Consider the following 24,535-nt stretch of genomic DNA (forward strand, 5'->3'; position numbering starts at 1 on the left):
GGGCCGGCAACACTTCGCCGGGCCTGGCGTCATTTATTATTCGCGTAACGATTCCGATGTCACCACTCCGGCTGGTACATAGGATTGGACGGATCGTCGGTATCTCCCATTATACAATCTGAAAAAAACTCCAGACTAAATCCTGAAGTGGCTAACTGCATCAATTTACGCTGCTCATCCGTTAAATTCGCTGTTGGGTCGAGTTCTTCTGCTGAAACAGCATCATCTGCAGAAACTGGCGTTGAGCTGATGTTCATGTCGCTCATGATAAATACCTATTTCAGGAACTCTTTTTGGGTTTCCAGTAGAGCTTCTATCGTCGACGACAATACCTTGGTCAGGTTATTGAAGATGGTATTAGCCTGGCTTAATTTTTCTGACATAACTTGTGACTGGCTTTCTACTGTACTGGACATCGTGTTCATCGAGTTTTCCCACTCGTTAAACATTCCGCTGCTGATAGTGGCAGATTCATCCGCGCCGTGTCCTTCAAAATCCCAGGTCGATGCGGGAGAAACATAAATATTCGCTTTATCTCCTCCCGTCCCATTCATATCATATGCCTGATCTATAACAACAACACTTTCTGTAACATGCACACTAGTATTACTATCACCAGCATCACTATTAGTTTTTGCTGGATCCAACATTGACGTTGGAATCAAAAAACAATCATATTCATGATAATCTTCAGTGGCCGTTGATGTTATGAGTGTATAGCCCTCCGGGATATAAAATCCTTTATCGCCTATTTTGCCTTCAGGGACAATAACCATCTCCTTAGACGTTGGAATAATAGAATATGATTTATTCCCCCCTGTATTTCCAGAATATCTTGGATCGACAAGAGGTAAACCAATCTCAGCTGCAGTGGGAGCTTCAGCCGAAGTCGATGATCCGGCGTCTGAGAGATACCCCAACAGGCTAAACGTTGCCTCTTCGGCATCTCGTACTGGCTGGAGATCAGGGTAGACATACAGGGTATAAGTACCATCAGCCTCCATTACCAAATAAAGTCGACAGTCCTCTTCTGGAGGTTCATTAAGATTAGCAACCGAATCGGCTACCGTAATATTATCTATATCATCTCCAGGGTTACCTGTATTCATTTTCCCATCAGATCCTGCCTCTTCATGCGTTGCAATAACAATCTGATCGGTTAACTCCAGTTGTGTAGCCCAATAATAGACTCCCTGGGCATCTAATCCGCGGATAGCCACAGGTCCGCGTTCAGGATAGGGTCCGGAAGTCGTTTCAGGGTTAATGGGCGTCAGGTTGATATTACCGTTAGCATCATATATTCCCCACCCAGCAATAATAGCGTCAAGTTCATCTAGCACGCCACCGACATCGATTTTCATTTTATCTTCATCGCTGGAGATATATGTCACCATCCGCGCTTTAAAGCTGTTAACATCATTGAGAAATTCAACGCTTTGATTAGCAAGATCGGTATATACATCCATATAATCCGTTTGCAGCCCAGCAAGCTCAGTACTAACATCCGCATAAATTTCCCAGTCACTCTCGGGATAATTCACCCCATTGCCATGATCGTTATCATTTGACCAGATAGAGGTGCTGAAATCGATATCATCATCAATCTTGCCATCACCGTCCTTATCCATGTTTTTGTCGAAAGTGATGTCCCAGAGTGCCCCCCCAGCAGCGGAGTCCTCTAAAGATTCTCCCACGCTCTTTTCGCTTGAAACACCAGTGCTCATGAACCGAGAGAGAGACGATTTCAATACGGCCTGTGCAGGAGCCGTATCGATAAGGATCCCTTTGTTGAGCAGCTGATGATACTGTTCAGAATAGACTGCCAGTTTTTCTGTCAATATATCAATTACCTGCTGGCGTCGCGTACCCGTTTCTGCAGTGTTGGCAGTTGTCGAAGCTTGTACCACCTCAGGCGATGAAGAAACCGCATCCGTGGTTGTACATAGAGTTGAAAATGAAATTTGTCCTGCTGTTGTGATACTTGTAGACATCGTATCTTTCCCTGAAAGGTGTGCAACGTTTTAGCTACCTGACATCCCGGCAAGCGTATCCTGAGATTGCACATAATGAAGCAATTGTATGTTGCTGGTAATTGCAAGTTTCTGCATCGCGTTGTGCTTATGTACCGCAACCGTACAGACTGAACGCTTGAGAAGGTTTGCAATCTCCTTTACCCGCATGCCTCGTGCATACAGGCGAATAATTTCGAGTTCTCTCGAAGTTAACTGGGACTGCTGTTGAGCATAACCAGTAGTTATATCCGTCTGTTGGATCCGCGGAGAAGAATAAAAGCGCTTTGCCACCAAATCAGATAATGCTTTTGGCAGACAACGTTCCAAATCATCTTTCTTGCTGATTAACGCGTGTACCCCTGACGCCCGGAGACGGCGGAGCGTGGGAGTAAACGTGTAGTTTTCACTTACCAGCGCAATCAGCTTGAGTTCCGGTGCTACCTTTTGAATTCTCGAGATATAGTGACTGGCATCATTATTATTTTGACAGTCAAAAGATACATCAACAATCAACACTAAATTTTTATCATCGCACTTGCCTGATAACGCGTGAATCAATTCATTTCGCGAATGAGTTACAAATGCAATATCCGCATACCCGGCAAGCAAGCTGCGTAATCCTGTAATAACAATCGGTTCATCACTGGCAACCGCAACGGAGAGTCGGGAATGTAGGAATTTATGGGACATACTCGATTCCTTCTTATGCAAACGCTAATCAATCCTTAATTAGCTAAAAATAAATTATTTACGATAATTTCATGCAGTGCAACGCAACTCAAATTATTTATTCTAACTTTAGAATTAAAAACACATTAAATCATTTCATTAATGAATAGCTTTATACTCATTTATCACATTTTTAATATATTTATGTGTCTCATTAAACGGAGGGATTTGATTGTTATACTTTGAAACGTTCCCCTCTCCCGCATTATATGCGGCCAGAACCAGTTTGGGATTACTTCTATAGCGTTTCGTCAATTCCGAGAGCAAATAAGTGCCAAGATGAATATTCATCTCAGGATCAGATAATCTATGCTTTTCGAGAGAATAGCCCAATGCTAAAGACAGGCGATTCGCTGTATCAGGCATCAATTGCATTAAACCCACAGCGCCTTTTGCCGAGATAATGTCCGGATTAAATCCGGACTCAACGGCCATAACCGCCTTAACGAGATACGGATCGACACCATACTGCCTGGCATAGTGGCCGATAACCTTATCGTAACGACCATTTGCCATCTGTGTCGTAAACTGACGCCGCGGTGAGGAACGTGATATGCGAATGGCGGAATTGGCTTTCGTGGCCTGCCAGCGTTGCACGGCATCATTTTTAGCGATAGCGCAACGCCGCCCCTTGTTTGATGTTCGTTGCTGTTCGACATACATGATTCCCTGAGCATCTTCATAACACCACTGCGCTGCCATCGCAGGAGGCATGCAACAACACAGTAAAACAAATATACTATGGCGCATTTCCATCCCCTTCCTTGTTTATTTCCGCATTTTCTTTATCGCATTTAACATCAACCGCCATCTCTCCTGGCGCGTCATTCTGAGGAATATCATCTTTCCATGCTTGTTCCATCTGCTCTAGCCAGGTCAGTAAGCGCATTATTTCATCAATACTGCTGCTATCAATAAAAGTATAAATTTTTGCCGTCTTAAAAATTCTTCGTGCCAGCGAAATATTGCGAATAACAGGGATATTGTTTTTTTCCGCGAAAGCAATAACCGCAACAGCACGAGAGTTTTTCTCGACAACTGAAATAAAAGGCAAGCCAATTACCGTGGGATTAAAATAAATTCCCAATGCGATATGCGTCGGGTTAGCCAACACCATTTTTGAAGTCAATATATTTGCTTTAGTCTGTTCAGAAAGCAATTCACGATGCAACTGCTTACGCGCGCTTTTAATGTGTTGATCACCTTCATTATTTTTATACTCTTGCTTTATTTCTTGTTTGGTCATCATCAAATCTTTAATATATAAATAAAAATCAACCAAAGCATCAAACGCCATAATAATTAAAAACGGCAACAAGGTATAACAAAAAAGCAATGGCATCAGCCCACGCCACACATTAATAAAATGCTGGATCCCGCCAGTCGGTATAGTAAATAATCGAGCATGATATTTTATAATATAAACACTAAACCCAGTGAGTGCTACCCCAAGATACAAAATAGCTTTTACACTGTCTTTCAGCCCCCTGATACTGAATATTTCTTTAAATCCTTTTATTGGATTAATAGCATTCAGATCCAATCGAATCGCCTCCGACGCCATTTTAAAACGTGTTTGTATCAATGTCATCAGTGCCGAAGTGAAAACAGAAATCAGGGCAATACCAGAGATAATTTTAAACGCTGTTGTAAATACCAGTCGCGCATATTCTCCCGTTGATAGCATGAAACCACTACTGACGAATAAATCAAAATAAAATGTCAACTCCCTCGCATTGATGGTCATCCATACAAAAGATGAGACCGCAATTAACGTAAGTAGCCCTACAAAATCTCGGCTAAGAAACATCTGTCCCTTTTTAGCAGAATCCTCTTTCTTCTTATGTGTTGGCTGTTCTGTTTTTTCTTCACTCATTATACTTAACTCTTCGGTAAAAAATCACTCAGTCGTAATCCTGCCAACTGGGTGATAAGTAATGGTGTTAAATAAATCAACAGAACAAAAATGGCGATAACACTCTTTAACGTTAATGCGACAGAAAAAGCATTCAATTGTGATGCGAAACGTGAAAGTAAACCAAGCGCGCATTCTGTGACAAATAAAGCGACGACGATAGGCCCTACCAAAATTAAAGCCTTCAGCATTAACTCATTAACAAGATGAACCACTTGCAATGCTAATGCTTTATCAAAGTGAAAGGATTGTGCTACCGGAAATATTTGATAACTTTTTTTTATCGCCTCACAAAGCGTAACCATTCCGCCACTTAGCATAAAAGTCGCGCCATAGAAATAGTTCATAAAACTGGCGAAAACAGAAGTTTCAACCCCTATACCTGGATTCATAGTACTACTAATAGTTGCTCCGCGTTGGTTGTCAATGACCTCACCTACCACCAAAGCAATCCAGAATGGCACTGACAGGCAAATACCGCATAGTAAACCAATAATCGCTTCCCGAACGATAATTACCATTGGTGCCGCCGCCGGCGCCAGTGGAAACTGTACACTCAGCAGAGGCAAAAAACCAAGAAGCATAAAGCACGTAATCACATTTTTGGCTAACATGCCCCCTAGCACCTGGCTGTTAAACCAGGGTAAGAAAAATGTTATTGGCAGAAGTCTGGCCATCCCGATAACAATCAACAGGATATATTCATGGTAGAGCACATAAACATTCATAGGCGACTCATTAGGGTATCTGGAATGCCAGGGCCAACACTTCGGCAGAGAAATTTTTCAGGCTGGAAACAAACCAGGGTGCAGTCATAAAAAGCGCGGCACATACTGCCAGCAATTTAATACCAAATGGCAAGGTCTGTTCCTGAATATGAGTAATTGCCTGAAGAATGGCCACAACTATCCCCACCACCGTTGCGACAATAACCGGAACTGAAGATAATATTAAGACCATATATAGTGCTTTATTGCCTATATAAAAGATACCATCCATTGTTATCCCGCCGTTTTCCATAACGTTGCGTACTGCATGACCATGCCGGTCGCAATCTTAGACCAGCCATCAATGGCAACAAAAAGTACCAATTTTATTGGTAATGATATTGTTACAGGGCTCATCATCATCATGCCGAGAGCCAGTAATACGTTGGAAACTAACAGATCCACTACAATAAAAGGAAGATAAACATAGAAGCCTAAAACAAAGGCGCTTTTTATTTCACTCAGCGAATAAGCCGCTAACAGCGTAAATAACGAGCTATTTTCAACTGTTGGTTTAACCCCAACAACCTGATGATCATCAGTTACGGGATATTGCTGCTGATAGATATTACTAAAAAATGTAAGGAGTTCTTTATCAGAAAATCGGTATAAATAATTTTTATACCCAGAAATGCCGTTATCGATGAAGTTTTGCACTGACTCAACATTGTCGAAAGAGACACCTTCCTGGCGATAATATTCATAGCCCTGCAGGGCAACTGGCGACATGACAAAAGCAGTTAATAGTAGTGATATACCATTCAAGGTCATATTGGATGGCGCCTGCTGTAAGCCTATGGCGTTGCGTATCAATGAAAAAACAATAGAGAATTTAATAAAACACGTTCCGCCCGCAATGAAAAATGGCAAAAGTGTCGCAAGACTCAGAATCCCTACCAAACCAATGCTGTTATAATCCGTCATAATTTCATCTCACAATGTGTTGTAAACTTCCTCTATTTCCACCGCCAGGCGATCATTCAGTAAAACAAGTTCTCCCTTTGCTAACGTTTGTCCCTGAACCCGGAGTTCAACATCAACTTTATTGTCTCCCAGACCAATCTGGGCATCTAATACATCGCCGGTTTGTATTTTACTAATTTCTGCTAATGTCATGGTTGTTTCACTGAGTACAAACTCAATGTTTAGTTTGAGTCCATCTGCCGTCCATAACTTATCAACAAGAGCATTATTTGTTTGACTATCCATAATATCCTCACTTACAGTAAAACTGTGTTGTTCATATTGAATCGCACAATATTCTATGTTTCCGACATAAAGGTAAATCTGAACATTTGTAATCCACAAGGCATCACCAATGGTCAAATTTTCGATATCACTCACAGGTAACGATGTGAATCCGAGAGATACTTTGATGGGACAAAGCAAATGCTGGCAATCGTTTACTGTTTCCGTAACCAGCACATCTAATGAGGTTAGGGATGTTTTTGGAAACCAAACAAAACCAGCATCATCACCGGCACTGTAGAATTTTTCATGCAGAGGAATCTGACATTCTGGGTCCTCAATAACAACTTCAGCAATAGGTGCTGAAAACCACTCAGTCCCCAAGGAGAGATTAAATAACAGCTCACCGTACAATGTAGAAATAAATTTGTTTCCCATCTGCTGAACAGAAAATCGAGCATCCTGCATGCCATATTTCTGCAAAAGCGTTTCTGCAGAGACAAAAAAACATATCTCCGTTCCGGCGTGAACACCGCTACAGCGAATGAATGCTCCCTGCATTCGTTTCTGATTTGTCAGCAACGCGATAGAATTGCGTGCGCAGTACTGCATGATCAGGTTTTCTGTGACATCCAGGTGCCGTAAACACGAAAGAATGGTATTCACGTCTCCTCCTCTTCGTCATTTAAAACATCCTGGTTTGCCTCATTCTGCTGCTGTGAGTTTTGCTGATTCTGTAGATAGTCATTCGCCGTCGACACGGCACCATCTACACGCAATCCGTGCAAAGGATATTGCTGTTGGAAATTTACCAGCTGTTGTTCAGTTTCAATGTCCGATGGCATAATTTGTATTTGCGTATCAGATTTATTCTGTGCGTGTTCTATGCGTACCTGGGCCGTTTGTTGAGTAGGAAAGGTCCAGCTCACTTCGGTCACATTCGATTTCGTGTTTACTGCAAGCGCTACATCTTTGGCAGACTTTAATTGCTGCTGAATAACTGTCTCCTTTCCGTGTTCTCCAGATAATAGCTTTTCCGTTACCTATCCAGATTCAACGATAGCCTTGTCAGGGACTGGCATTGCAGACAGAACTGTTACCTCTGAAGATTCATTTTTTTTCTTATCAGATTTCTGAGTATTCTCTTGATGTTGCGGAACCGCTGCGGTAAAAATTGCTGCCGATCCACTGTGGATCAGGGCTTGTTCCTTTAATCGCCCTACATCAACGCTGGCATGTTGGCTAATATTCCCGGCAGAAATACGTGTCGGCACATTAGATACAGACTTATTGCCCGTACTATTCGCTTGTAGCTGCTGCACGAATCTGGCCGACAGAGACGATGATAGCGTTTCCCCAGCTAATATTACCGATACCGCAATCTGATCAGTTTGCTCGGTGCCCTTATCTCCTTTTTTCTCATCTTTGTTACCGTCAAAATCCTCAATCTTAGTATTCTTTTTCCACTTGGTATCAGTATCATTCAATAATTTCTGAATAATAAAATCAATAGATTGCACACTGTCACAAGAACCTATGTTTTCTGATAAATGCGCTTCTACTGATGATGATCTTATATTTTCCATGCAATACATTCCTCTATAGAATATTCTTCCAGAGCAATTTTTTTGACACTACGCAGGCGTTTAACTTTTTGTTGGCATAAAGACCACTTACGCTTTTTTCGTTCATAGCTGGCGCGTAATTGCAACAGACGCGACTTTTCATCTTCTTGTTCATGCTGACTTGCAATTAATTCATCTTTTTCCGCATCCAGACGATATAAAACTGAGAGCAGCAATGATTCTTTTCTTTTAATAGCATATATATTGTCTTTCGCTACTTCACTTTCGGTAACTCCATGCCATAAAGTGATGATACAGTCATTAGTCTCCTTATGACCTTCAGCATTAGCAATCAGCAAATTTTTTAATCGTTCAATTTCGCGTTCAATACGTGTCACTTTCAGAACAAGGCTATCGCAGTACGTTGAATACAGATTTTCCATACTTTTATATGGCATACAGTGACTCCAACATTTGTGTAAATGATGTTTTATCTTCCATCTTTTGCTGGAGAAAATTCTTTATAATGTCAGTTTTCCCAACAATTTTATCTGTGGCTGGATTTTCACCTGGTTGGTATTCACCTAATTCAATCATCAGCTTCAACTCGTCCAGTTTTGACAAGTAATTTCGAAATAAAGATGCAGCTTCACGCTGCTCATCAGATGATACTGCACGCGTTACACGACTGACGCTACGTAATACGTCAATTGCCGGATAATGCCCTGTACCAGCCAGTTTTCTGGAAAGATAAATATGCCCATCGAGAATCGAGCGCACTTCATCACCGATGGGGTCTACTTCCTCTTCTTCTTCAAGCAGTACCGTATAGAACGCTGTAATGCTGCCGAATTGAGTTTTACCACTTCTTTCCAGGATTCGTGGCAAATTATCAAAAACAGATGATGGGTAACCGCGTCTTGCAGGCATTTCTCCAGCGGAAAGCGCGACGTCACGAAGCGCACGGGCATAGCGTGTCATTGAATCAATCATCAGCACAACATTCTTGCCGGCATCACGAAAATATTCAGCAATAGTGGTGGCAATAAGCGCTGCATTCCGCCTTTCGACAGCGGGCCGATCAGAAGTAGAATAGACGACAATAATTTTATCACGCTTATCCTCCGGGATCCCTTCAGCTAAAAACTCGGTAACCTCCCTGCCTCGTTCACCAACCAGTCCAATAACGTAAACATCTGCAGATGAATGGCTAATGATCATTGTCATTAAGGACGTTTTTCCGGCTCCAGCCCCAGCAAAGATCCCTACACGTTGACCTATACCGCAAGTTAATAACCCGTCGATAGCTCTGACACCTGTCGCAAATAAGCTATCGATTGGCCGCCGCTCACTGTAATCTGGCGGAGATTGCATAATGGTTCGAAACATCGGTAAAGATGCGTTGTCAGGGGGTGGTGACGCAAAACGTTCACAAATCTCGCCTTGTGCATTAATAACTGTACCCAGCGTGTCCATCGATACTGAAAGAGAAAAAGCAGTACCGCCCGGAACAATAATATTGGAACATGAAATACCATCAGATCCGCCCAGCAGGCACAGCACAGCATTGCCCTGGCTAAAACCGATAGTCTCTGCTTGTCCAATGACACGAGGATCGCTCAGAGAGCGATAAATACGACATCGTTCCCCAATAAAAGTATGGCGCAACGGTGCAGTAATGATCGTCCCCTGAATCGATGTTATCCTGGCGTTACAATCAAAAATATCACTAAGCAAGATTTCCTGCATTATTTTAGCGCCTGGCTAAATTCATCTACGCGCTCATAAAACTGGTTCAATACATCCGCCAATGACTCACCTTGTTCAATTACATTTTCACTTAAAAATACTCTTAAAACAAAACTTCCATCATCTTCAACTAGCTGTAGCTGGCCTGTAATGCTCCAATCACAAGTTGCAACTAATGATTCGATAAGTTGTGGAGCAGCATTTAATAAGGCATGACTATCATATTTTGCAACAGCACTCCAAAGAACCACAACACCGTTAACAGTACTAAACATAATTGACGGTTTTTCACCAAAACTAAGCTCGATTGTGGAATGATGATCTATATCAGAGATCAACGATGGATCGCATCCCATTACCTCAAGCGCCTGTTTGAGAATATCTACAATTTTTGAAACATCCATTTAATTAATCCACCATTTTGATTACGTTAACTTTAACACTTTCTGATATTTCGCCAAATGAAATGACATCCAGATCAGTAAATTGCGACATTATCAAACGTTTAGTATAGCGTCTGATATCAACTGCAGTTAGAAATACAACATCCTTTCGTGAAAGGTTCAATAAATGATGCTCAAACCTGTCAATAACAAACTCATTATCTGCCGGTTCCATATTAATAAATGATCCAGAAGCAGATGTTTTAATTCCCTTACGGATTTTATTTTCAATCTCAGGTGATAACACCATAACTGACAATACATTTTCAGTAGAAAACTTATCTGAAATATAGCGAGCTAACGCACTGCGCACATGCTCTACCAACTGGATCGTATCTCTCTCTTTCCCGCCCCACATCGCCAACGCTTCCAGCACTGCTTTCATATTTCTTACTGAAATACGTTCACTTAACAAACGCTGTAAGACTTCAGATACTCGCTGGACAGTACAATGCCTGTAAGTTTCCTTTAATAACTCAGGATACTGGCGTTCAAATTTATCCATAATATTTTTGGTTTCCTGGATACCAAACAGCTCAGGGATCTGTGCGGTCACCAGCAACTGAAAAGAAAGCATCATTTCATCTTCTGCCGAACGCAACGTAAATCCCAAAGATGAACATAACTCCTGGCTCTGTTCGGCGACCCAGTATTCTTTTTCATTTCCATATTCAGTGGTGATTACATCAATGCCGGGTAAATCAATAATACCGTCAAGATTCAAAAGTTTGAAATGCCCAAAGTTAATTGGAAATACACCTGCAGTAACTTCATTGATCAGGACAACAACATGGTTCAACTGTACGTTTGGGCTCATTACCACACTGACTTTCGGGAGTTCAATGCCATAGTTAAGGTAAAAATCCTGTGAAAAACGCATGCCAAAATGTTCAAGATCCAGATTGTTAAAATCTTGCTCTGGAAGCATTACCATCAACGGTACAGTTTCAGGTATAATACTTGCTGTGGGTAAAAGAGTATTTCCTTCACTACCAAAACTTCCCCCTGAATTCGTTTTTATACTCCCCGAAGACGTTGCCTGCTTTTTAGCTTTCATCATACGATTAATATAAACCGCAAGAATAATACCAGCTATAAACATAAAAATTATCAATGGAAATCCCGGAAGGCAACCAATTAAAATGGCTACAATTACCGTAACAATCAAAACAAAATCACGCTGGAAAATCTGATCAATGATATTGTTACCCAGATTTTTTCCATCCTCACTAACCCTTGTTACCACAAAGCCGGTACCAATGGAAATAAGCAAAGCCGGAATCTGAGCGACCAAGGCATCACCAATTGTTAAAATCGTATAGACATCGGTAGCCCCACTAAAGGACATACCATGACGCCCCATGCCAATAGATACGCCACCAATGAAATTGACAAAGATAATCACAATGCTGGCAATTGCATCACCCTTGATAAATTTCATTGTGCCATCTAATGCACCATACAGTTGGCTCTCCTTTTCCAGCATGGAGCGTCGCCGTTGGGCATCATCAGCATCAATATTTCCCGCTCGCAGGTCGGCATCAATACTCATCTGTTTACCGGGCATGGCGTCCAGAGAAAAACGTGCACTAACTTCTGCGACACGCTCTGAACCTTTTGTTATAACAATAAATTGAAAAAGTGTAACAATTGAAAAAATGATAAAACCAACAATAATATCCCCAGCAATAACGAAGTTACCAAATGTTGTAATAATGTGTCCTGCATCAGCTTGCACCAGTATCATACGGCTGGTACTGATAGATAACGCAAGACGAAAGAGCGTTGTAATGAGCAAAAGTGAAGGCAATGCAGAAAATTCCAACACTTTCTGTATATAAAATGTGCCAATAAAAATTAAAATAGAAAATGTAATATTAAAAGCTAATAGTATATCAATAAGCCATGTTGGTAGTGGTATAATCAACATGGCTAATATTAATATCATCAACACAACCAAAAATAATTCTGGTCTCTGCGCTATTTTTTGCCACATATGTATCTCAGACTACGCTATAATGTTAATTACACTCTATATACTTTATAAATCTCTCGTATATAAGAGCTATATCTATTTTTTTCTGCAATACACAATAATAGACTTTATCGTGATGCGATAGAACTTGCTCATTGTGACTAAGCATTTCACTGTTATTATATATCCATGCAGAAAGATCGATCACACCTATGGGCATTTCCACCATTACAAAGTACCATACTCCATATCGACAGCAGCGGAATAAACTTCCCTTGAATGTAACAGAGATTTCTTCTCCGGCTAGCAAATTGCATACCTCATCTTCCAGTCCGCTATTAACCATATGTCCTTCTGATATGAGTAAAACGAGAAAACCCGTCGATAATCATTGCAAGAGTATTCTCAACACTCATTTTCATTTTTTCAGCATCGGCCAGATCATCTGCAAAGATCCCGAATGGAAGTGGCTTAATAGCAGAATAAACTTGTTGGACAAAGTTGGTTTTATCGCTACCTGCATAATATTTCATACAGTTGTTAATCAGTTCAAGCGTTAAATTCTTAGTTTCATCAGGTTGCAAAACAATATGAAAGAAGAAATCAAGCAATCTGAAATCTCTTTCATTTGTTGATGGAATATACTCACCTTCATTCATCTTCGACATAAACATCTTATCGGCAGAACGAAGTATATTCATTCTAAAATTTGCTTCAAGCAAAGTGCCAAATTCAAGTGCGCTGCATGAAGGGTCGTAACTATTAATATCACAATGCAGTGCCTGGGAATAGTAATCCAGCACAGCGTAGCGATTTTCAATGCCAAATTTCTCAATCGACATCTGGTATATTTCTAGTGGATCAAGGTCCTGCGTAAGAAACCCCTCATAAGCTTTACGCAATGACTGTTCGTTTTGTTTTAGTTGCAAACTAAATTTTCTTGCTGTATTTGCACTGTTAATGCCTGCTTTTATCTTTTTCCTGTCAGGTCCCTTCATTAGATTTTCAAGAGCAGACTCCAGAATATCCAAAGAAATATCAGGCAACTCATCATTTTCTTTTTTCTTCTTTTTCATCAAGATAAACGTGTGAAGAAGTAAAGCAATTTCTGTCGGGTCGGCGAGTAACTGATGCAGATAATTTAATAATTGTTTTGCCGTCATTGCTCCGCCTTTGGCAAAATCATTGATTTTCATCACACAGTTTGGCGTTTTCTCCTTTATTGAGGCTTCACACTCTTCAGCAATACTTTCTGGTGATGAAGGTTTTGCCTTCGCCGCACGATTATTCTGCAGAAAAGAACTCAATAACGCTGACATATCATCGGCCATAGTCATCGCAACTGAAAAAGAACCTTTCTCCACCTTCACTTCAGCATCATCCTGCATCTTAACAAGGACGTTGCTTAAATCGCCAATCCCTCCCGCACTTCGGACACTGGCCATTGGCAAAGATTCTAATGCCATATTCTACCCCTGATGAGTTGGTGTTATAAAAGCATCTTGATTAATTTTTTGCGTCTTATTCTGATAATTTTTAATGGCATCCCATCCATCATTAATGTAACCATCAAGCGCATCTTTGTGGCTAAAATCATCTTCTAGTATCCTGGGCTGAATCAAAAAGAGTCTTACCGCCTTCGAGGAATTGTTTGTCTTTGTTTTAAATAAATTACCGATAAATTGAATATCGCCAAGCAATGGGATTTTAGTAACACCATCAGACAACTGATCGCGTGTATAGCCACCAATTAAAAGATTCTGACCGGCAGTCACCCGAGCCATGGTGCTGATAGCAGTATTTCCCACAACCGGTAACTGATCTACCGTTGCAGTATCACCTTGATCATCTTCCACAGTATTTCCATCTGTAATGTCAATATTCATCTCAACGAGTTTATTATCATCTGAAATCATTGGAATAACGTTGATGGAAGTACCATAGGTTACTGTCTGGAGCGAAACTTCTCTTTCCCCCATCAATTTGACATAAAAACTACGCGAATTATCAAAGATAGCCGGAATATTATCCTGAGCCAGGATGATGGGGCGTGATACAATATTCGCCTTATTCCTCTGACTTAACGCATTAACGGTTGCCAAAAACATATCACTTTGCGAGCTTGTTAAGATACTTGTGGCATTAAAAAATGTCTGGATGCTCGAACCGACTTTATATTGCCCTTGCCAATTTACGCCTATTTGTTCTAAATCATCCTTATTAATATCAATAATCCAAAGTGAAAACTCGACTTGTTTACGAGGAACATCAAGGCGTGCAATAAGATCTTTTATCATGTTAACTTGATCTTGCGTGCCTTTAATAAGCAAACTGTTACGACCTGAAAATGGCAATACTTTAATTTCACTGCCAGAAAATCTGCTATTATCGTTAAATTCTGCACGCACGCCAAATTCAGATTCTTCGAGAATCTCTGTTTCAGCTGTAGACTCTGGCTTAATTTGCTTTTTGACTGCAACATTACTTTTTCCTTGAACTCCATTATCAGAAAACAAGTTGTTGATTGTGGTGGCAATGCCTTGCATCGTTTTCGTTTGCCCGCGATAGCTATAAGTACGATCATCCACGAACACATGCCGCAGTTTTACTTTATCAATGACTAATTCGCTGTTAGATGATGAATATCCCTCTCCCATAAAACCAGCTATACCAACTACGATTTCAATATATTTTGGTGGCCCTGAGATATAAAGTGTATTGGATGGCATATTCATTTTAAGTGGATATCGAGAATTATACATACCATTGCTGTGCAAGAAATCCTCCAGATCTCTATAGCTTCTGGCTGGAAAATGAATGATTGCAGTTTTAGCTTCTGAGGCTTCATATATATAATATATTGAACCATCAAAGTACCAAATTAACCCTAAGTCATGCGTAATGCGCTCGACCATTTCCATTGGTCTGTTAAGATCGAAACGGCCTGTCACCGAATATTTTTTTGCGCGTGAACTTACAATGAATGGTTTATTAGTTTGTGATGATATCGCTTTAAAAACAAAATCAACACTCTTATTATTGGCAGTAAAACTATTAATTGGTGCCGTTAAAGTGACATCGTTACTGGGGATCGATTGGCGAATGCCATTACTTGTCAAATTATCCTCAACAGCAGAAACCGCTCCACTATAGCTTAGTACACCCAATACAATGAGTGTACTTAAATTTTTTATTGCGGCTTCAGTCCTGAAAAACATTGATATATCCATCCATGAAAGACGTGAGAAATTCCATATTCGAGCATTCAAGTGGAAACAAACAAACCCAGCCGTCATTAATACTAATTCCACACGCAAAAAATTGATTCAATTTCATCACTAACATTGAGAGAACGGCATACTTATCAATAAAATATTCGTCGGTTAGCTGGAACAACACATACTGTTCAGAATGGCAGATACTATAATTTTTCATTTATCTTCCTCAATGAGGACGGTGTCATACCGAAAGAGGATAAGATAACCTGGTTCAAATGAGACTGTGAGCTAAATCCATTGCTCATTGCTATATGAGTAAGGCTTTCTTTTGTCTCTACAATATCCAGCATTGTTTTTGTCAATCGCCATGCCTGCATTCTGGTTTTTACTGTATCACCGAAATATAGTTGTGTTTTTTTTCTGAAATTCGAGTATGACAAACCGTAACGTTCACTCAAGTTAGTAACATTGCTAATATCATTATTGATATAATTTCCTATAAGATAGTTTGCGATCATATAAGACTCTTGCTGTCGTATAAATTCACATAATGAAGCAAAGTCAAAATCTTCAATTCTTTGAATATATCTAATAATAAATAATTGTTCTAGTTCTGAATATCTTAAGCATATATTGCCATTATGCTTATGTTGAGTATTAGAATTCCAGTACGTATTTATGTCAGAATAAACCTGATACGCAGCATCAAGAAATGCAAGCAATTCAGAAAAATACCCTACATTTACAGTACCCGTTAAAATCCGTGACTGCTGGTGATAATCTCTGATCTGGCGGCCGTAGATTAAATGCTGTGAAAATCTTCCCTGTTCGCCAATCGTCCAGATATGGTTTTCACACCGCACATTCCCTGGGCATTGATTCAATTTATTTTCAGTGTTTAGTGAAACGCATAGCAAAAATTTTTCAGATAACTGTCTGCGGCTAATTTTATTCCCTGGATACCATTTAATTCCTTTAACATTCATGGCCTACATCCGTTTTATTCAAAACTCTGGTTGGCAGAAATTGTCATACTTCCACTATCGTTAACATCAGCCATCATTGCCACGGTGTCCGTTACACAGATTTTTAAGAAATGTTCCAGATTTTGGTCAGCGCTATTGATCGTTAAGGTTTTTGACTGAAGATTCCATTGAATTTCAGCATCTGGATGTTGAGTCTCGGCAAGATACTGCGTTGCACAGTATACAAGCTGTTGCCTGAATAAACGCGTAGAATGCGTAATATGTCCATCAGGCACCAATGCGATGTCTCTTTCTAACGGTTTTTTAACTGTGCAGCCGAACAGCACAGTTGATAAAATCATTACAGCAATAAATGATAAAGGCCCCTTATACATATAATGTTTATTCATATTTAAGTTCCCTTCCTTGGGAGAAAACGCCTCTGCCGTTTTGCTATTGAATGCCCCTTTAATCATCAGGAACCTTAGCTTTGACATAGGCTAGTGTCTTTCATAAGAATATTACATAAATTTTTATTTATTTTTTCTATTTTCTTTTTTGTTGAATAAATAAATATTTATTCTTTTCATTTTTTATATCCCCTAGACTACTTAGGTGCATAGTAACCTTGTTTTTGTACGGGATTTTTATGGAAGAGAATTCGCAGCGTGCAGGTATGGATTGCCTGCCCCACTATGTCATGAAGGTGCTTTCTGGCTCGATGTATGGAGTAGACATTCCATTACCTCACAGCGAAAACGTGCATGTCCGCTTCATGTCACAGGAACAGTTATTAACTGCGGAACAAAGTGAACAGCAGTCTATTTTTAGCAGCGTCAACACTGTTGTCGTCCCAGCCCCTACAGACCAGAGCACCTGCTTTCTGTTGTCGTTTATAACCTCTGCTGAAAGTGAAACAGTGGCTGTATCTTGCCAGGTACTGTCCCTCGCCGGAGAAGACCCCCTTTCTTCGGAAAATGACGGAGAGACTTCAGTTCGAGCTTTAAACCTGAACAGCCCAGTTAAGATTGGCCTGATAACTATTGCCTTAAAAATCAAGGGTGAATACTGGAATCAGGCCGTTGTAAACTATTCCAGAGAGCCGCTTTCTTCTCTGAATCAGGATGAAAGCATTACCGATCCTTCATTTGCTAAAGTATCAACCGATAGATCATACTTTCGTCGCCAACTTTTTTGGCTGATTTTTCTCAGCACCGTTATCCTTTCTGTCGCCGCCACTTCTTTCATCGGTTATTACGCTAAGGTGGATAACAGTGCTTCCGTACTGTCTTTATTGTCTCCTGTTGATCCTGATATCGTTAAACTTAAGGATGGCAGTATTTATGTCATTGTGAGGAACGATACCGACGCCGGCTGGGGCTGGCAGGAACTCAATAAAAGTAATGTTAATACAGAAAAAATTCACATTGTATCTCTTGAATCGGCTCGCCTTGATCTTTCGGCAATGCTCCACGAACTGAAGATCCCATTCCATAAAATTGAACTCGCTGATTCTTCAACTTTAGCAATAATATTTAGTACAGAACGTTGTACTAAAGATACGTGCAACAAACCCTTTAACACGTTGATTGTTAAAGATTATCCGTGGATAAAAAATACAGTCATTGGTTCATTTGCCGATCAAGAAATCATTGCATCTGCTAAGCATAAACTCAATGAATTAGGATTTCAGTTTACAACAGACATTACACCTTTAAGAGCGAGTTTTATTATTCATGGTGTTATCGATAGAGAACAGTATTCTGTTATCCAGAATTCGATAGACAGTTTTAGACAAAGGTTTGGCGGTGAATATGTTCAGTTTGATTTTGGACTGGACGAACCGGGGTTACGGCCATTGACCTATCGGAACGGTGATGACAGTTATGCCATCATCTCTGATTACCACTGGCTTTATCCCTATTAAATTAAATGGAATAAGAGGCAATTAGAATGGTCACATTTGATAATAAATCGCATGATGCAAGTACTGTAACCGACCTGGAGTTTGGTTCGGGATATATTAGCAATATGGCTTTAGGATTTGAGCAAGGTACACAAGACCTCAGACAATCGCTGGATGATGCATTAACGGTTTTACAAAAGGATCCAAGTAACCCCGCTAATCTGGCGGCATACCAATCTGCATTATCTGAGTATACTCTTTATAAAAATGCGCAATCGAACGTTGTTAAATCATTCCGTGATATTGACCAGGGCATTATTGCTAACTTTAAGTAAAAATGATGTGCGGCAAGGTAGGTCCACTGCTTTTGCCGCTATCGATTTATCCTAAGGACAGGGAGTACTAACGTGAGCATGTCTATTAATCAGATATCATTGCAGTCATTACAGACACCCACTTTTTCAGAATCACAACCCTCTTTAGTCACGGGTGATTTGGTTGATCTGGATACACGATTAGCTGAAGAAGTCTCCAGACTGGCAGCAGGTACCCAGGTTGAAAAAGACAAAATTACCGCCGCATTGAATAACCCAGCTGTCACTTCCGACCCTGAGCAACTCGTAATATGGCAAAACAAGCTGAGCGCTTATACTATAGATACCAGTTTATATAGTACGCTGGCTCGTAAGGGTGTTTCCGCAATCGAAACATTAATAAAAACATGATGAAATCATTGAATATAAAGACTGCGCTGATGCTACTTATGTTTCTACTTTGCGGATGTAATGAAAAATTAGCTGACCAATTATCTGAAAGGCAAGCTAACGAAATAATTACACTTCTGGAGTCGAATAATATCGATGCGTTCAAGGTTGACGGTGGCAAAGGAAAATATTCCATTCAGGTTTCCTCAGAAAGCCTGGCTTCAGCGACGGTATTACTGACTGCTTATAACCTTCCATCTGCTGAGGATATTGAAATATCGCAACAATTTCCTGCGGATGCTATGGTGTCGACCCCCCTTGGTGAAAAAGCACGACTGATCTCAGCTATTGAACAGAGACTGGGTCAGTCACTGCAAGAACTGGAGCATATTACCAACGCCCGAGTGCACTTGAGTTATCCTGGTATTAGCCCTGAAAATAATGATTCATCTTCAATGGTGGCATCAGTATTGATAACCTATCAGGGAACAATTGATGAGGCAGCATATTCAGATAAGATACGTCTATTTATAAAGAACGGATTGCAGGATATGCACTATGAAAATATATCTGTGGTTATGTTCCGCCAATCCGCGCCGCTTAAGTTAGTGAGTATCAGACCTTCACATCCGCTATGGGGATACACCGTTATCATTGCATGTTCAGTTCTACTATTATTTCTGATTTTGCTAGGTGTGTTCTGGCCCCGTATATCTCAACGTTTTATTTATAAGAAAGAGACAGAGTAATCAATCACAATATTTCATTAGCGACGATTTCTTTTCGTCGCTAATTATTGGATAAGCTATGAATGAGATAATTATGCTTAGCAAAATTGTGCTAATGCCGGCTGACTGGGCAAATATTACCAGAGTAGCTAAATTGCGCAATGTGCCACGTACTATTGTAAACAGACTTCTGTTGCCACATAACACTATTGATATTGACCTATTACAACTCTCTGAACAAAATATGTTTTTTATTTCTCGCTGGGACAAAATCTATAGTGCAGCGATGATGGCCGCATCACGGCAACTGGCTCCTATGTTCGTACGGTTTCCCGCCGCCCTCACGCTTTTAACGGCCAAACAGCGCGCTTTCCTTTATATTCCCTGGTTTTCATCTTTACCCATAAACGAGGAATATCGCCAACCTGATCTCGCTATGCTTGAACAGTATGCATGCACATTGTTGATAAAAGCAATGCACAATCGATTTCCCTCTCCTCTTGTCCCTCTACTGGCCTTATTTTTCTCTGATGAATGTCAAGAGCCTGATATCAGAGATGACCAAATCTATTCTGAAGAATACTTTCTTTTTTTGCAGGCCTTAGAATATGCTTAGACAAATCTCACTTCCGAAGCAGTATCATTTGCCAGATACCCCACTTATCAAAGCGAAATGGCTGAATTCAGCGACCAGTGCATCCAGACTTGAGCTGCTTGCCAGAAAGCATGCTCAACATATTCTCCGTGATGCAAGAAACGAGGCTGATGAATTGCGTTCTCTTGCCTGGATAGAAGGTTATACTCAGGGAATACAGAAGGCATCACAAACTGTAGTCGATTACGTCAGCAATGTTGAATCTGCAACATCACAGTTGTTGCAACGTTCGCAACTGCAACTGGAGAAACAGTTGCAGCAATTATTTGCCAGTGAGGCCGGTATAGAAAATATACTCGCACTTTTAGCTCATTATCTATCACGTGATGCTATTACGGACTACAAAGCTATCGTTTCATTCCCTGCTTATGCCATTCGCTCAGCCAAATCCATCAGTGACCATTTTAAGCAGTCCGGAATTGATGTTGAACTTCGAACATGTCAAGCTGAAGAGTTACGGGTAGAATATGGACAGGAAATATGGTGCTGTAATTTTCAGCGCCAGCCATCCCAGCTGGCTAAATTAGCTATTGCCGCGTCTTTTGCTACGCTGAATATTTCTGAACGCCTTGAAGAATATCGTCAGCAGGCAGTAGAGTCTGTTTTGGAATAATCGATTTAGCTCTCTGATTTTTAAGCACGTATAACGGCCCGAAACATATCGGGCCTTTTTTATATTTCGGTTAGCAATCAGGCTTTCAGATTGCTACTGACTGTAGAAACCAGATCTGCTGACGAGTGGCGTACATCAGCCATCAGAGAAAGAAGACTACTCATCACTTGCGCCGCTTTTTGAGCTGTTTCTTTGCTCATCTCCATAGTTTGATCCATCATTTTACTACTTGCCTGCAGGGATGTCTGCTCGGCTTCAGAATTTTTCGTCTCCATACCAAACGAGCCTTGTTCTGCCTCAGAAAGACCTCGTCCCAATCCCATAGCCCCTTGGCTAACAGCAGAAGCGTGCACCTGATTTTTTAAGAAACCCGTCCCACACCCCACTCCCGAAGCAACCATCTGGGTAGTACCGCTAGTAATACCCGATGACAAAGCCAATATCCCCTGCTCGCGTAATTCATCTGCCGCAGCATTGGTGAAATCCTGACTGATGACACCGAGCTCACCAGACATCTTATAACCCGCAATTGAAGATTCATTTTCTGATTCTATCATGGCAATCAACAGCGTCAGAAGCGAACTGGCTTTTGGCATTGAAACTGTTATCACATTACCTGTGCTGGTATCGCTGCTGCCTAAACCACTATGTAACTGACTAAGAAGTTGCTGAGCCTCATTACGTACTGCGGCTTTGTCTTCTTTAGTCCCGCCCACACCTTTGTAGCCATCGCTAACCAATTTCACTAACGTCTGGTAGACCTGCGTATCTTTAACGTTCTGCGTAGTTTCCTTCAGAACAATATCCGCATCATCACCCGCATTAAGATATACATTGCCCGTTACTACTGAATTAATCGATCCAACCATGCTATTTATCTCCGTTTCTATGATAATTACGCACGGGTATGTGCCAGAATTTGCTTACCCGCCTGCATAGACATACCCGTTGCTTCCGTTTCATTTTTGATAATCGCATTCATGGTTTTCATTGTATTGCTGTAGTTTTCCACGACCATATCCATAAATTTTTTGACAAAGTCATTATCTTTCATAATTTCGATCAGCTTTGCTGAAATATCATCGCGTTGTTGTTCATAAACACCGCTGGTAATTGAATAAGCGCCATTATTAATGCCGCTGGCTGCTAGCGAAGTTCTGAATGTATGTTTTGACACTATTTTTACAATGCGTCCAGCACCTGATTCTCCGTGATTTGACAAGCCTCGCAACACCGAGTTTGTCATATTGCTTGCGAATTTATTACCCAAGAATTTTGCCCCGCCCCCCAGCACTACCATAGCGACAATTGTTGTTAATAACATCGTTATTGATGCAAGAATAGAGGCAACAAGCTCATCCGCTCCCATAGCTTCAAACATTTTAGCAAATTCGCTCACAACGGCATTCATCGCTTTCGCCATAAAGGACTCACCCGTTGCTGCTTTCGTAATTTGATCCGATATCATGAGGGCCGTGCTGGCAACAAACAAAATTGCCATAACACCACCGGTAAATAGTGCTGAAATGGCACCGGCTATCATCGTCACACACATAATTATTTTACTGATAGCACCAAAAATCTTATGCATCCTTTTTTGTTTTTCCGCGATTTTATCTGATTTCTCAGTTTCCTTTGCCAGTTCAGCCTGTTTGGCTGACTGCTGACTTTTTGCCAGCTCCATATTCGTCTTTAAGGATTCTTCGTTACATTTACCTAAAATAGTCACTAACTGTGCCATCATAAGGTCAACTGAATTAATCCCGCCGGTATCACTGGCGTTGTTAACTTTACTGGTGTTGTTCATGTTCTGAATTTTAGCCGTCAGGGTGTTTAAGCGATCCTCCGCCGCAGCTGACGTCTGATTTGCCGCCACCAGCACTTGCTGCTTTTGCTCCATATTTGCGGTGGCAGATTTTACCGCCTCTCGCGCATTGTCTCTGGTATTCAGCGCCGTTTGGTACCCCTCCGAAGCCTTATCCACAGCCTGTTGCGCTTTCTTCACGCGGTCCTGGGCCTCGCTCAATTCATTGGGATCAATGGTAAAGCCCTTGACCGCCACCTGATAAATCCTCTCAGCATCTTCTTTCGCGTCAGCAAGCTCGCTATTTGCAGACTTCAGGGTCTGATCGGCACTTTCCAGCGCCTTTTCAGCTGCAGTCAACTTACTGTCAGCCTTTTCTTTCTCCCTGGCGGCCTCAGTGTAATCTGAGTTTGCCTGTGTAACTGCCTGCTGTGCATTCTCAACATCTTGTGAAGCCTGATTAAGTGCTGCGGAGGATCCTTTTCCCATCAACTGTGTCGCCGTAGCGCGAAACAGCTGCCCTACCACAGCTGAATCACCCAGTTTTACCGCTAACGTGGCCAAAACAACGGCGAGGGAATAGGTCGATGATTGTGCGCTCCCTCCAGTCATCGCACTATTGGTCTCACCTGACTGCGATTCAGCTTGCAGGGATGATCGCAGCGTCACACTTTCAGGGGAACGCAACGTTGGTTTCCATGATTCACTGGTCATAACCGATTTCTCTGCGCGCGTAACCAATTTTTCCTGGACTATTTTCTGCGCCGCATTTCCATCGCTGCTGCTTGTAGAACTAATGTCCTTTTTCGCGGTAGTTGCTCTTTCGACATCACCTTCACTGGTTACCTGCTGGGTAACCAGCGTGACAGGCTTATTTGTTATTCCGTACATGGTTATGATCCTCATCACTGTCGTTAATCTTTGTTAGCGCTTTAAGATACACTTCGGCACGCTTGACCAGCTCAGGATCCTTTTCGTGAGCCACGACCTCTTCAAATGAATCGCGTGCTTTCGAATAGTTATGCAAGTGCATATAGCATTGCCCTGCTTCAAAAATGGCGCGCAGATTGTCATCATCAAGCGCATAGGCAATTGCATAGATATCCAGTGCATGTTTGTAGTCCTGCTTTAGCTGATAAACGGCGGCCAGGCCAAATGCGTAATCAGGATTATAGAAGTCATACATCATTAAAAATTTAAAAAAGTGCTCCGCTTTATCAATTTCTCCTTTTTGGTAATACTCGTATGCACAGGCGTAGAAACCGTTCATCAGGCTATCTGGAATGCCATACAGTTGTTTGCGGGTAGCGCCAGACTCAAATAAATCTTCAATAAACTGTTCGCGATTTTCTTCAGAGATCTTGCTGAGAAGATCCTCCATCAACACATCATTTTCATTGTCCATAATAAATTCAGATCCATACAAATAATAGATAATTGTTTTCCTATAATTATCACCGCATTTATTGTTGAAATAAATAAATAAAAATTTAGAAGATTAGCACTCAGGTTGCCAAATAAAAATTGAGGCACTTTTTGAAAGAAATCCGTCAACAGTGATACCATCATACACGTGAAACTTGATGATTAACAAAATCA

At 41.0% G+C, this 24,535-nt stretch carries 28 protein-coding genes; 6 read left to right on the plus strand and 22 right to left on the minus strand.

Going from position 1 to position 24,535, the window contains the following annotated elements; all coding sequences use genetic code 11:
• Positions 1-59 precede the first annotated feature (59 nt).
• The 19 genes from EHN13_RS04280 to EHN13_RS04370 all read right to left on the minus strand — a co-directional run bounded on the left by EHN13_RS04280 (position 60) and on the right by EHN13_RS04370 (position 17,002).
• A complete protein-coding gene (locus EHN13_RS04280; RefSeq protein ID WP_101742618.1) occupies positions 60-266 on the minus strand; it encodes a hypothetical protein in 207 nt (68 codons plus the stop codon).
• A gap of 9 nt (positions 267-275) precedes the next feature.
• On the minus strand, positions 276-1,991 hold the full coding sequence (locus tag EHN13_RS04285; protein ID WP_124020948.1) for an IpaD/SipD/SspD family type III secretion system needle tip protein: 1,716 nt from the start codon (positions 1,989-1,991) through the stop codon (positions 276-278).
• A gap of 30 nt (positions 1,992-2,021) precedes the next feature.
• Positions 2,022-2,702, minus strand: coding sequence for a LuxR C-terminal-related transcriptional regulator (locus EHN13_RS04290; protein ID WP_101742616.1), 681 nt, complete (start codon positions 2,700-2,702; stop codon positions 2,022-2,024).
• A gap of 138 nt (positions 2,703-2,840) precedes the next feature.
• Positions 2,841-3,497 carry a lytic transglycosylase domain-containing protein gene (locus EHN13_RS04295; RefSeq protein ID WP_232034698.1) on the minus strand — a complete coding sequence of 219 codons (657 nt, stop codon included), beginning with the start codon at positions 3,495-3,497 and terminating at the stop codon, positions 2,841-2,843.
• Positions 3,481-4,617 (minus strand): EscU/YscU/HrcU family type III secretion system export apparatus switch protein, encoded by a 1,137-nt coding sequence (locus tag EHN13_RS04300; protein ID WP_124020949.1) that lies wholly within the window; start codon positions 4,615-4,617, stop codon positions 3,481-3,483. Before EHN13_RS04300 ends, EHN13_RS04295 begins: the two co-directional genes overlap by 17 nt.
• 5 nt (positions 4,618-4,622) lie before the next feature.
• Positions 4,623-5,384, minus strand: coding sequence for a type III secretion system export apparatus subunit SctT (gene sctT / locus EHN13_RS04305; RefSeq protein ID WP_101742614.1), 762 nt, complete (start codon positions 5,382-5,384; stop codon positions 4,623-4,625).
• A gap of 10 nt (positions 5,385-5,394) precedes the next feature.
• Positions 5,395-5,655: a type III secretion system export apparatus subunit SctS gene (sctS, locus tag EHN13_RS04310; RefSeq protein WP_101742613.1), complete on the minus strand. Its 261-nt coding sequence runs from the start codon at positions 5,653-5,655 to the stop codon at positions 5,395-5,397.
• Between the two features lie 2 nt (positions 5,656-5,657).
• Positions 5,658-6,347, minus strand: coding sequence for an EscR/YscR/HrcR family type III secretion system export apparatus protein (locus tag EHN13_RS04315; RefSeq protein ID WP_101742612.1), 690 nt, complete (start codon positions 6,345-6,347; stop codon positions 5,658-5,660).
• Positions 6,348-6,356: 9 nt separating this feature from the next.
• On the minus strand, positions 6,357-7,277 hold the full coding sequence (locus EHN13_RS04320; RefSeq protein WP_124020950.1) for a FliM/FliN family flagellar motor switch protein: 921 nt from the start codon (positions 7,275-7,277) through the stop codon (positions 6,357-6,359).
• Positions 7,274-7,549, minus strand: a complete 276-nt coding sequence (locus EHN13_RS24210) for a hypothetical protein (RefSeq protein WP_232034695.1) — start codon at positions 7,547-7,549, stop codon at positions 7,274-7,276. Before EHN13_RS24210 ends, EHN13_RS04320 begins: the two co-directional genes overlap by 4 nt.
• Positions 7,550-7,654: 105 nt before the next feature.
• On the minus strand, positions 7,655-8,197 hold the full coding sequence (locus EHN13_RS24215; protein WP_249039289.1) for a hypothetical protein: 543 nt from the start codon (positions 8,195-8,197) through the stop codon (positions 7,655-7,657).
• Positions 8,185-8,634 (minus strand): hypothetical protein, encoded by a 450-nt coding sequence (locus tag EHN13_RS04330; RefSeq protein WP_124020951.1) that lies wholly within the window; start codon positions 8,632-8,634, stop codon positions 8,185-8,187. The genes EHN13_RS24215 and EHN13_RS04330 overlap by 13 nt, the downstream gene beginning before the upstream one ends.
• The gene (gene sctN / locus EHN13_RS04335; protein WP_101743314.1) at positions 8,624-9,925 is read right to left on the minus strand and encodes a type III secretion system ATPase SctN; all 1,302 of its coding nucleotides are present in this window, start codon (positions 9,923-9,925) and stop codon (positions 8,624-8,626) included. Before sctN ends, EHN13_RS04330 begins: the two co-directional genes overlap by 11 nt.
• Positions 9,925-10,329 carry an InvB/SpaK family type III secretion system chaperone gene (locus EHN13_RS04340; RefSeq protein ID WP_115643296.1) on the minus strand — a complete coding sequence of 135 codons (405 nt, stop codon included), beginning with the start codon at positions 10,327-10,329 and terminating at the stop codon, positions 9,925-9,927. Before EHN13_RS04340 ends, sctN begins: the two co-directional genes overlap by 1 nt.
• 4 nt (positions 10,330-10,333) lie before the next feature.
• Entirely contained in the window at positions 10,334-12,364 is a 2,031-nt protein-coding gene (locus EHN13_RS04345) for an EscV/YscV/HrcV family type III secretion system export apparatus protein (RefSeq protein WP_124020952.1), read from the minus strand.
• A gap of 317 nt (positions 12,365-12,681) precedes the next feature.
• Complete coding sequence (locus EHN13_RS04350; RefSeq protein WP_124020953.1) at positions 12,682-13,809, minus strand: HrpJ domain-containing protein; 1,128 nt, start codon at positions 13,807-13,809, stop codon at positions 12,682-12,684.
• A gap of 3 nt (positions 13,810-13,812) precedes the next feature.
• Positions 13,813-15,561: a type III secretion system outer membrane ring subunit SctC gene (sctC, locus tag EHN13_RS04355; protein ID WP_124020954.1), complete on the minus strand. Its 1,749-nt coding sequence runs from the start codon at positions 15,559-15,561 to the stop codon at positions 13,813-13,815.
• 203 nt (positions 15,562-15,764) lie between these two features.
• Positions 15,765-16,547, minus strand: a complete 783-nt coding sequence (locus tag EHN13_RS04365; RefSeq protein ID WP_124020956.1) for a helix-turn-helix domain-containing protein — start codon at positions 16,545-16,547, stop codon at positions 15,765-15,767.
• Positions 16,548-16,561: 14 nt separating this feature from the next.
• Complete coding sequence (locus EHN13_RS04370; RefSeq protein WP_232034693.1) at positions 16,562-17,002, minus strand: hypothetical protein; 441 nt, start codon at positions 17,000-17,002, stop codon at positions 16,562-16,564.
• A 173-nt stretch (positions 17,003-17,175) separates the two neighbouring features.
• Between EHN13_RS04370 and EHN13_RS04375 the strand changes: the two genes are divergently transcribed.
• The 6 genes from EHN13_RS04375 to EHN13_RS04400 all read left to right on the plus strand — a co-directional run bounded on the left by EHN13_RS04375 (position 17,176) and on the right by EHN13_RS04400 (position 21,132).
• A complete protein-coding gene (locus tag EHN13_RS04375; protein ID WP_101743352.1) occupies positions 17,176-18,453 on the plus strand; it encodes a PrgH/EprH family type III secretion apparatus protein in 1,278 nt (425 codons plus the stop codon).
• 26 nt (positions 18,454-18,479) lie between these two features.
• Positions 18,480-18,767: a type III secretion system needle filament subunit SctF gene (gene sctF, locus EHN13_RS04380; RefSeq protein ID WP_101743353.1), complete on the plus strand. Its 288-nt coding sequence runs from the start codon at positions 18,480-18,482 to the stop codon at positions 18,765-18,767.
• A gap of 78 nt (positions 18,768-18,845) precedes the next feature.
• Entirely contained in the window at positions 18,846-19,157 is a 312-nt protein-coding gene (sctI, locus tag EHN13_RS04385; protein WP_217438228.1) for a type III secretion system inner rod subunit SctI, read from the plus strand.
• Entirely contained in the window at positions 19,154-19,885 is a 732-nt protein-coding gene (gene sctJ, locus EHN13_RS04390; protein WP_124020957.1) for a type III secretion system inner membrane ring lipoprotein SctJ, read from the plus strand. The genes sctI and sctJ overlap by 4 nt, the downstream gene beginning before the upstream one ends.
• A gap of 58 nt (positions 19,886-19,943) precedes the next feature.
• Positions 19,944-20,480, plus strand: coding sequence for a hypothetical protein (locus tag EHN13_RS04395; protein WP_124020958.1), 537 nt, complete (start codon positions 19,944-19,946; stop codon positions 20,478-20,480).
• Positions 20,473-21,132, plus strand: coding sequence for a type III secretion protein HrpE (locus EHN13_RS04400; RefSeq protein ID WP_101742242.1), 660 nt, complete (start codon positions 20,473-20,475; stop codon positions 21,130-21,132). Before EHN13_RS04395 ends, EHN13_RS04400 begins: the two co-directional genes overlap by 8 nt.
• Positions 21,133-21,209: 77 nt before the next feature.
• Here the strand turns inward: EHN13_RS04400 and EHN13_RS04405 are convergent, their stop codons facing one another.
• Genes EHN13_RS04405 through EHN13_RS04415 form a run of 3 tightly spaced genes read right to left on the minus strand, consistent with a single transcriptional unit; the run spans position 21,210 to position 24,341 of the window.
• Entirely contained in the window at positions 21,210-22,001 is a 792-nt protein-coding gene (locus EHN13_RS04405) for an IpaC/SipC family type III secretion system effector (protein WP_124020959.1), read from the minus strand.
• 26 nt (positions 22,002-22,027) lie between these two features.
• On the minus strand, positions 22,028-23,827 hold the full coding sequence (sctE, locus tag EHN13_RS04410; protein ID WP_124020960.1) for a type III secretion system translocon subunit SseC family protein: 1,800 nt from the start codon (positions 23,825-23,827) through the stop codon (positions 22,028-22,030).
• Positions 23,808-24,341, minus strand: a complete 534-nt coding sequence (locus tag EHN13_RS04415; RefSeq protein WP_101742239.1) for a SycD/LcrH family type III secretion system chaperone — start codon at positions 24,339-24,341, stop codon at positions 23,808-23,810. The genes sctE and EHN13_RS04415 overlap by 20 nt, the downstream gene beginning before the upstream one ends.
• Between the last annotated feature and the right edge of the window lie 194 nt (positions 24,342-24,535).

Origin of the sequence: Citrobacter youngae (genome assembly GCF_003818115.1) — a bacterium.
Classification (GTDB): domain Bacteria; phylum Pseudomonadota; class Gammaproteobacteria; order Enterobacterales; family Enterobacteriaceae; genus Citrobacter; species Citrobacter youngae.

Bases quoted from the DNA above. Each gene is read 5' to 3' on its own strand.
- EHN13_RS04345 (WP_124020952.1), bottom strand. From the start codon at position 12,364: ATGTGGCAAAAAATAGCGCAGAGACCAGAATTATTTTTGGTTGTGTTG.
- EHN13_RS04285 (WP_124020948.1), bottom strand. From the start codon at position 1,991: ATGTCTACAAGTATCACAACAGCAGGACAAATTTCATTTTCAACTCTA.
- sctJ (WP_124020957.1), top strand. From the start codon at position 19,154: ATGATGAAATCATTGAATATAAAGACTGCGCTGATGCTACTTATGTTT.
- EHN13_RS04400 (WP_101742242.1), top strand. From the start codon at position 20,473: ATGCTTAGACAAATCTCACTTCCGAAGCAGTATCATTTGCCAGATACC.
- sctT (WP_101742614.1), bottom strand. From the start codon at position 5,384: ATGAATGTTTATGTGCTCTACCATGAATATATCCTGTTGATTGTTATC.
- sctN (WP_101743314.1), bottom strand. From the start codon at position 9,925: ATGCAGGAAATCTTGCTTAGTGATATTTTTGATTGTAACGCCAGGATA.
- EHN13_RS04330 (WP_124020951.1), bottom strand. From the start codon at position 8,634: ATGCCATATAAAAGTATGGAAAATCTGTATTCAACGTACTGCGATAGC.
- EHN13_RS04395 (WP_124020958.1), top strand. From the start codon at position 19,944: ATGAATGAGATAATTATGCTTAGCAAAATTGTGCTAATGCCGGCTGAC.
- EHN13_RS04415 (WP_101742239.1), bottom strand. From the start codon at position 24,341: ATGGACAATGAAAATGATGTGTTGATGGAGGATCTTCTCAGCAAGATC.
- EHN13_RS04365 (WP_124020956.1), bottom strand. From the start codon at position 16,547: ATGAATGTTAAAGGAATTAAATGGTATCCAGGGAATAAAATTAGCCGC.
- EHN13_RS04290 (WP_101742616.1), bottom strand. From the start codon at position 2,702: ATGTCCCATAAATTCCTACATTCCCGACTCTCCGTTGCGGTTGCCAGT.
- sctS (WP_101742613.1), bottom strand. From the start codon at position 5,655: ATGGATGGTATCTTTTATATAGGCAATAAAGCACTATATATGGTCTTA.
- sctE (WP_124020960.1), bottom strand. From the start codon at position 23,827: ATGTACGGAATAACAAATAAGCCTGTCACGCTGGTTACCCAGCAGGTA.
- EHN13_RS04295 (WP_232034698.1), bottom strand. From the start codon at position 3,497: ATGGAAATGCGCCATAGTATATTTGTTTTACTGTGTTGTTGCATGCCT.
- EHN13_RS04300 (WP_124020949.1), bottom strand. From the start codon at position 4,617: ATGAGTGAAGAAAAAACAGAACAGCCAACACATAAGAAGAAAGAGGAT.
- EHN13_RS04405 (WP_124020959.1), bottom strand. From the start codon at position 22,001: ATGGTTGGATCGATTAATTCAGTAGTAACGGGCAATGTATATCTTAAT.
- EHN13_RS04350 (WP_124020953.1), bottom strand. From the start codon at position 13,809: ATGGCATTAGAATCTTTGCCAATGGCCAGTGTCCGAAGTGCGGGAGGG.
- sctF (WP_101743353.1), top strand. From the start codon at position 18,480: ATGGTCACATTTGATAATAAATCGCATGATGCAAGTACTGTAACCGAC.
- EHN13_RS04315 (WP_101742612.1), bottom strand. From the start codon at position 6,347: ATGACGGATTATAACAGCATTGGTTTGGTAGGGATTCTGAGTCTTGCG.
- EHN13_RS04375 (WP_101743352.1), top strand. From the start codon at position 17,176: ATGGAAGAGAATTCGCAGCGTGCAGGTATGGATTGCCTGCCCCACTAT.
- sctC (WP_124020954.1), bottom strand. From the start codon at position 15,561: ATGTTTTTCAGGACTGAAGCCGCAATAAAAAATTTAAGTACACTCATT.
- EHN13_RS04340 (WP_115643296.1), bottom strand. From the start codon at position 10,329: ATGGATGTTTCAAAAATTGTAGATATTCTCAAACAGGCGCTTGAGGTA.
- sctI (WP_217438228.1), top strand. From the start codon at position 18,846: ATGTCTATTAATCAGATATCATTGCAGTCATTACAGACACCCACTTTT.
- EHN13_RS04370 (WP_232034693.1), bottom strand. From the start codon at position 17,002: ATGATTAAAGGGGCATTCAATAGCAAAACGGCAGAGGCGTTTTCTCCC.
- EHN13_RS24215 (WP_249039289.1), bottom strand. From the start codon at position 8,197: ATGGAAAATATAAGATCATCATCAGTAGAAGCGCATTTATCAGAAAAC.
- EHN13_RS04280 (WP_101742618.1), bottom strand. From the start codon at position 266: ATGAGCGACATGAACATCAGCTCAACGCCAGTTTCTGCAGATGATGCT.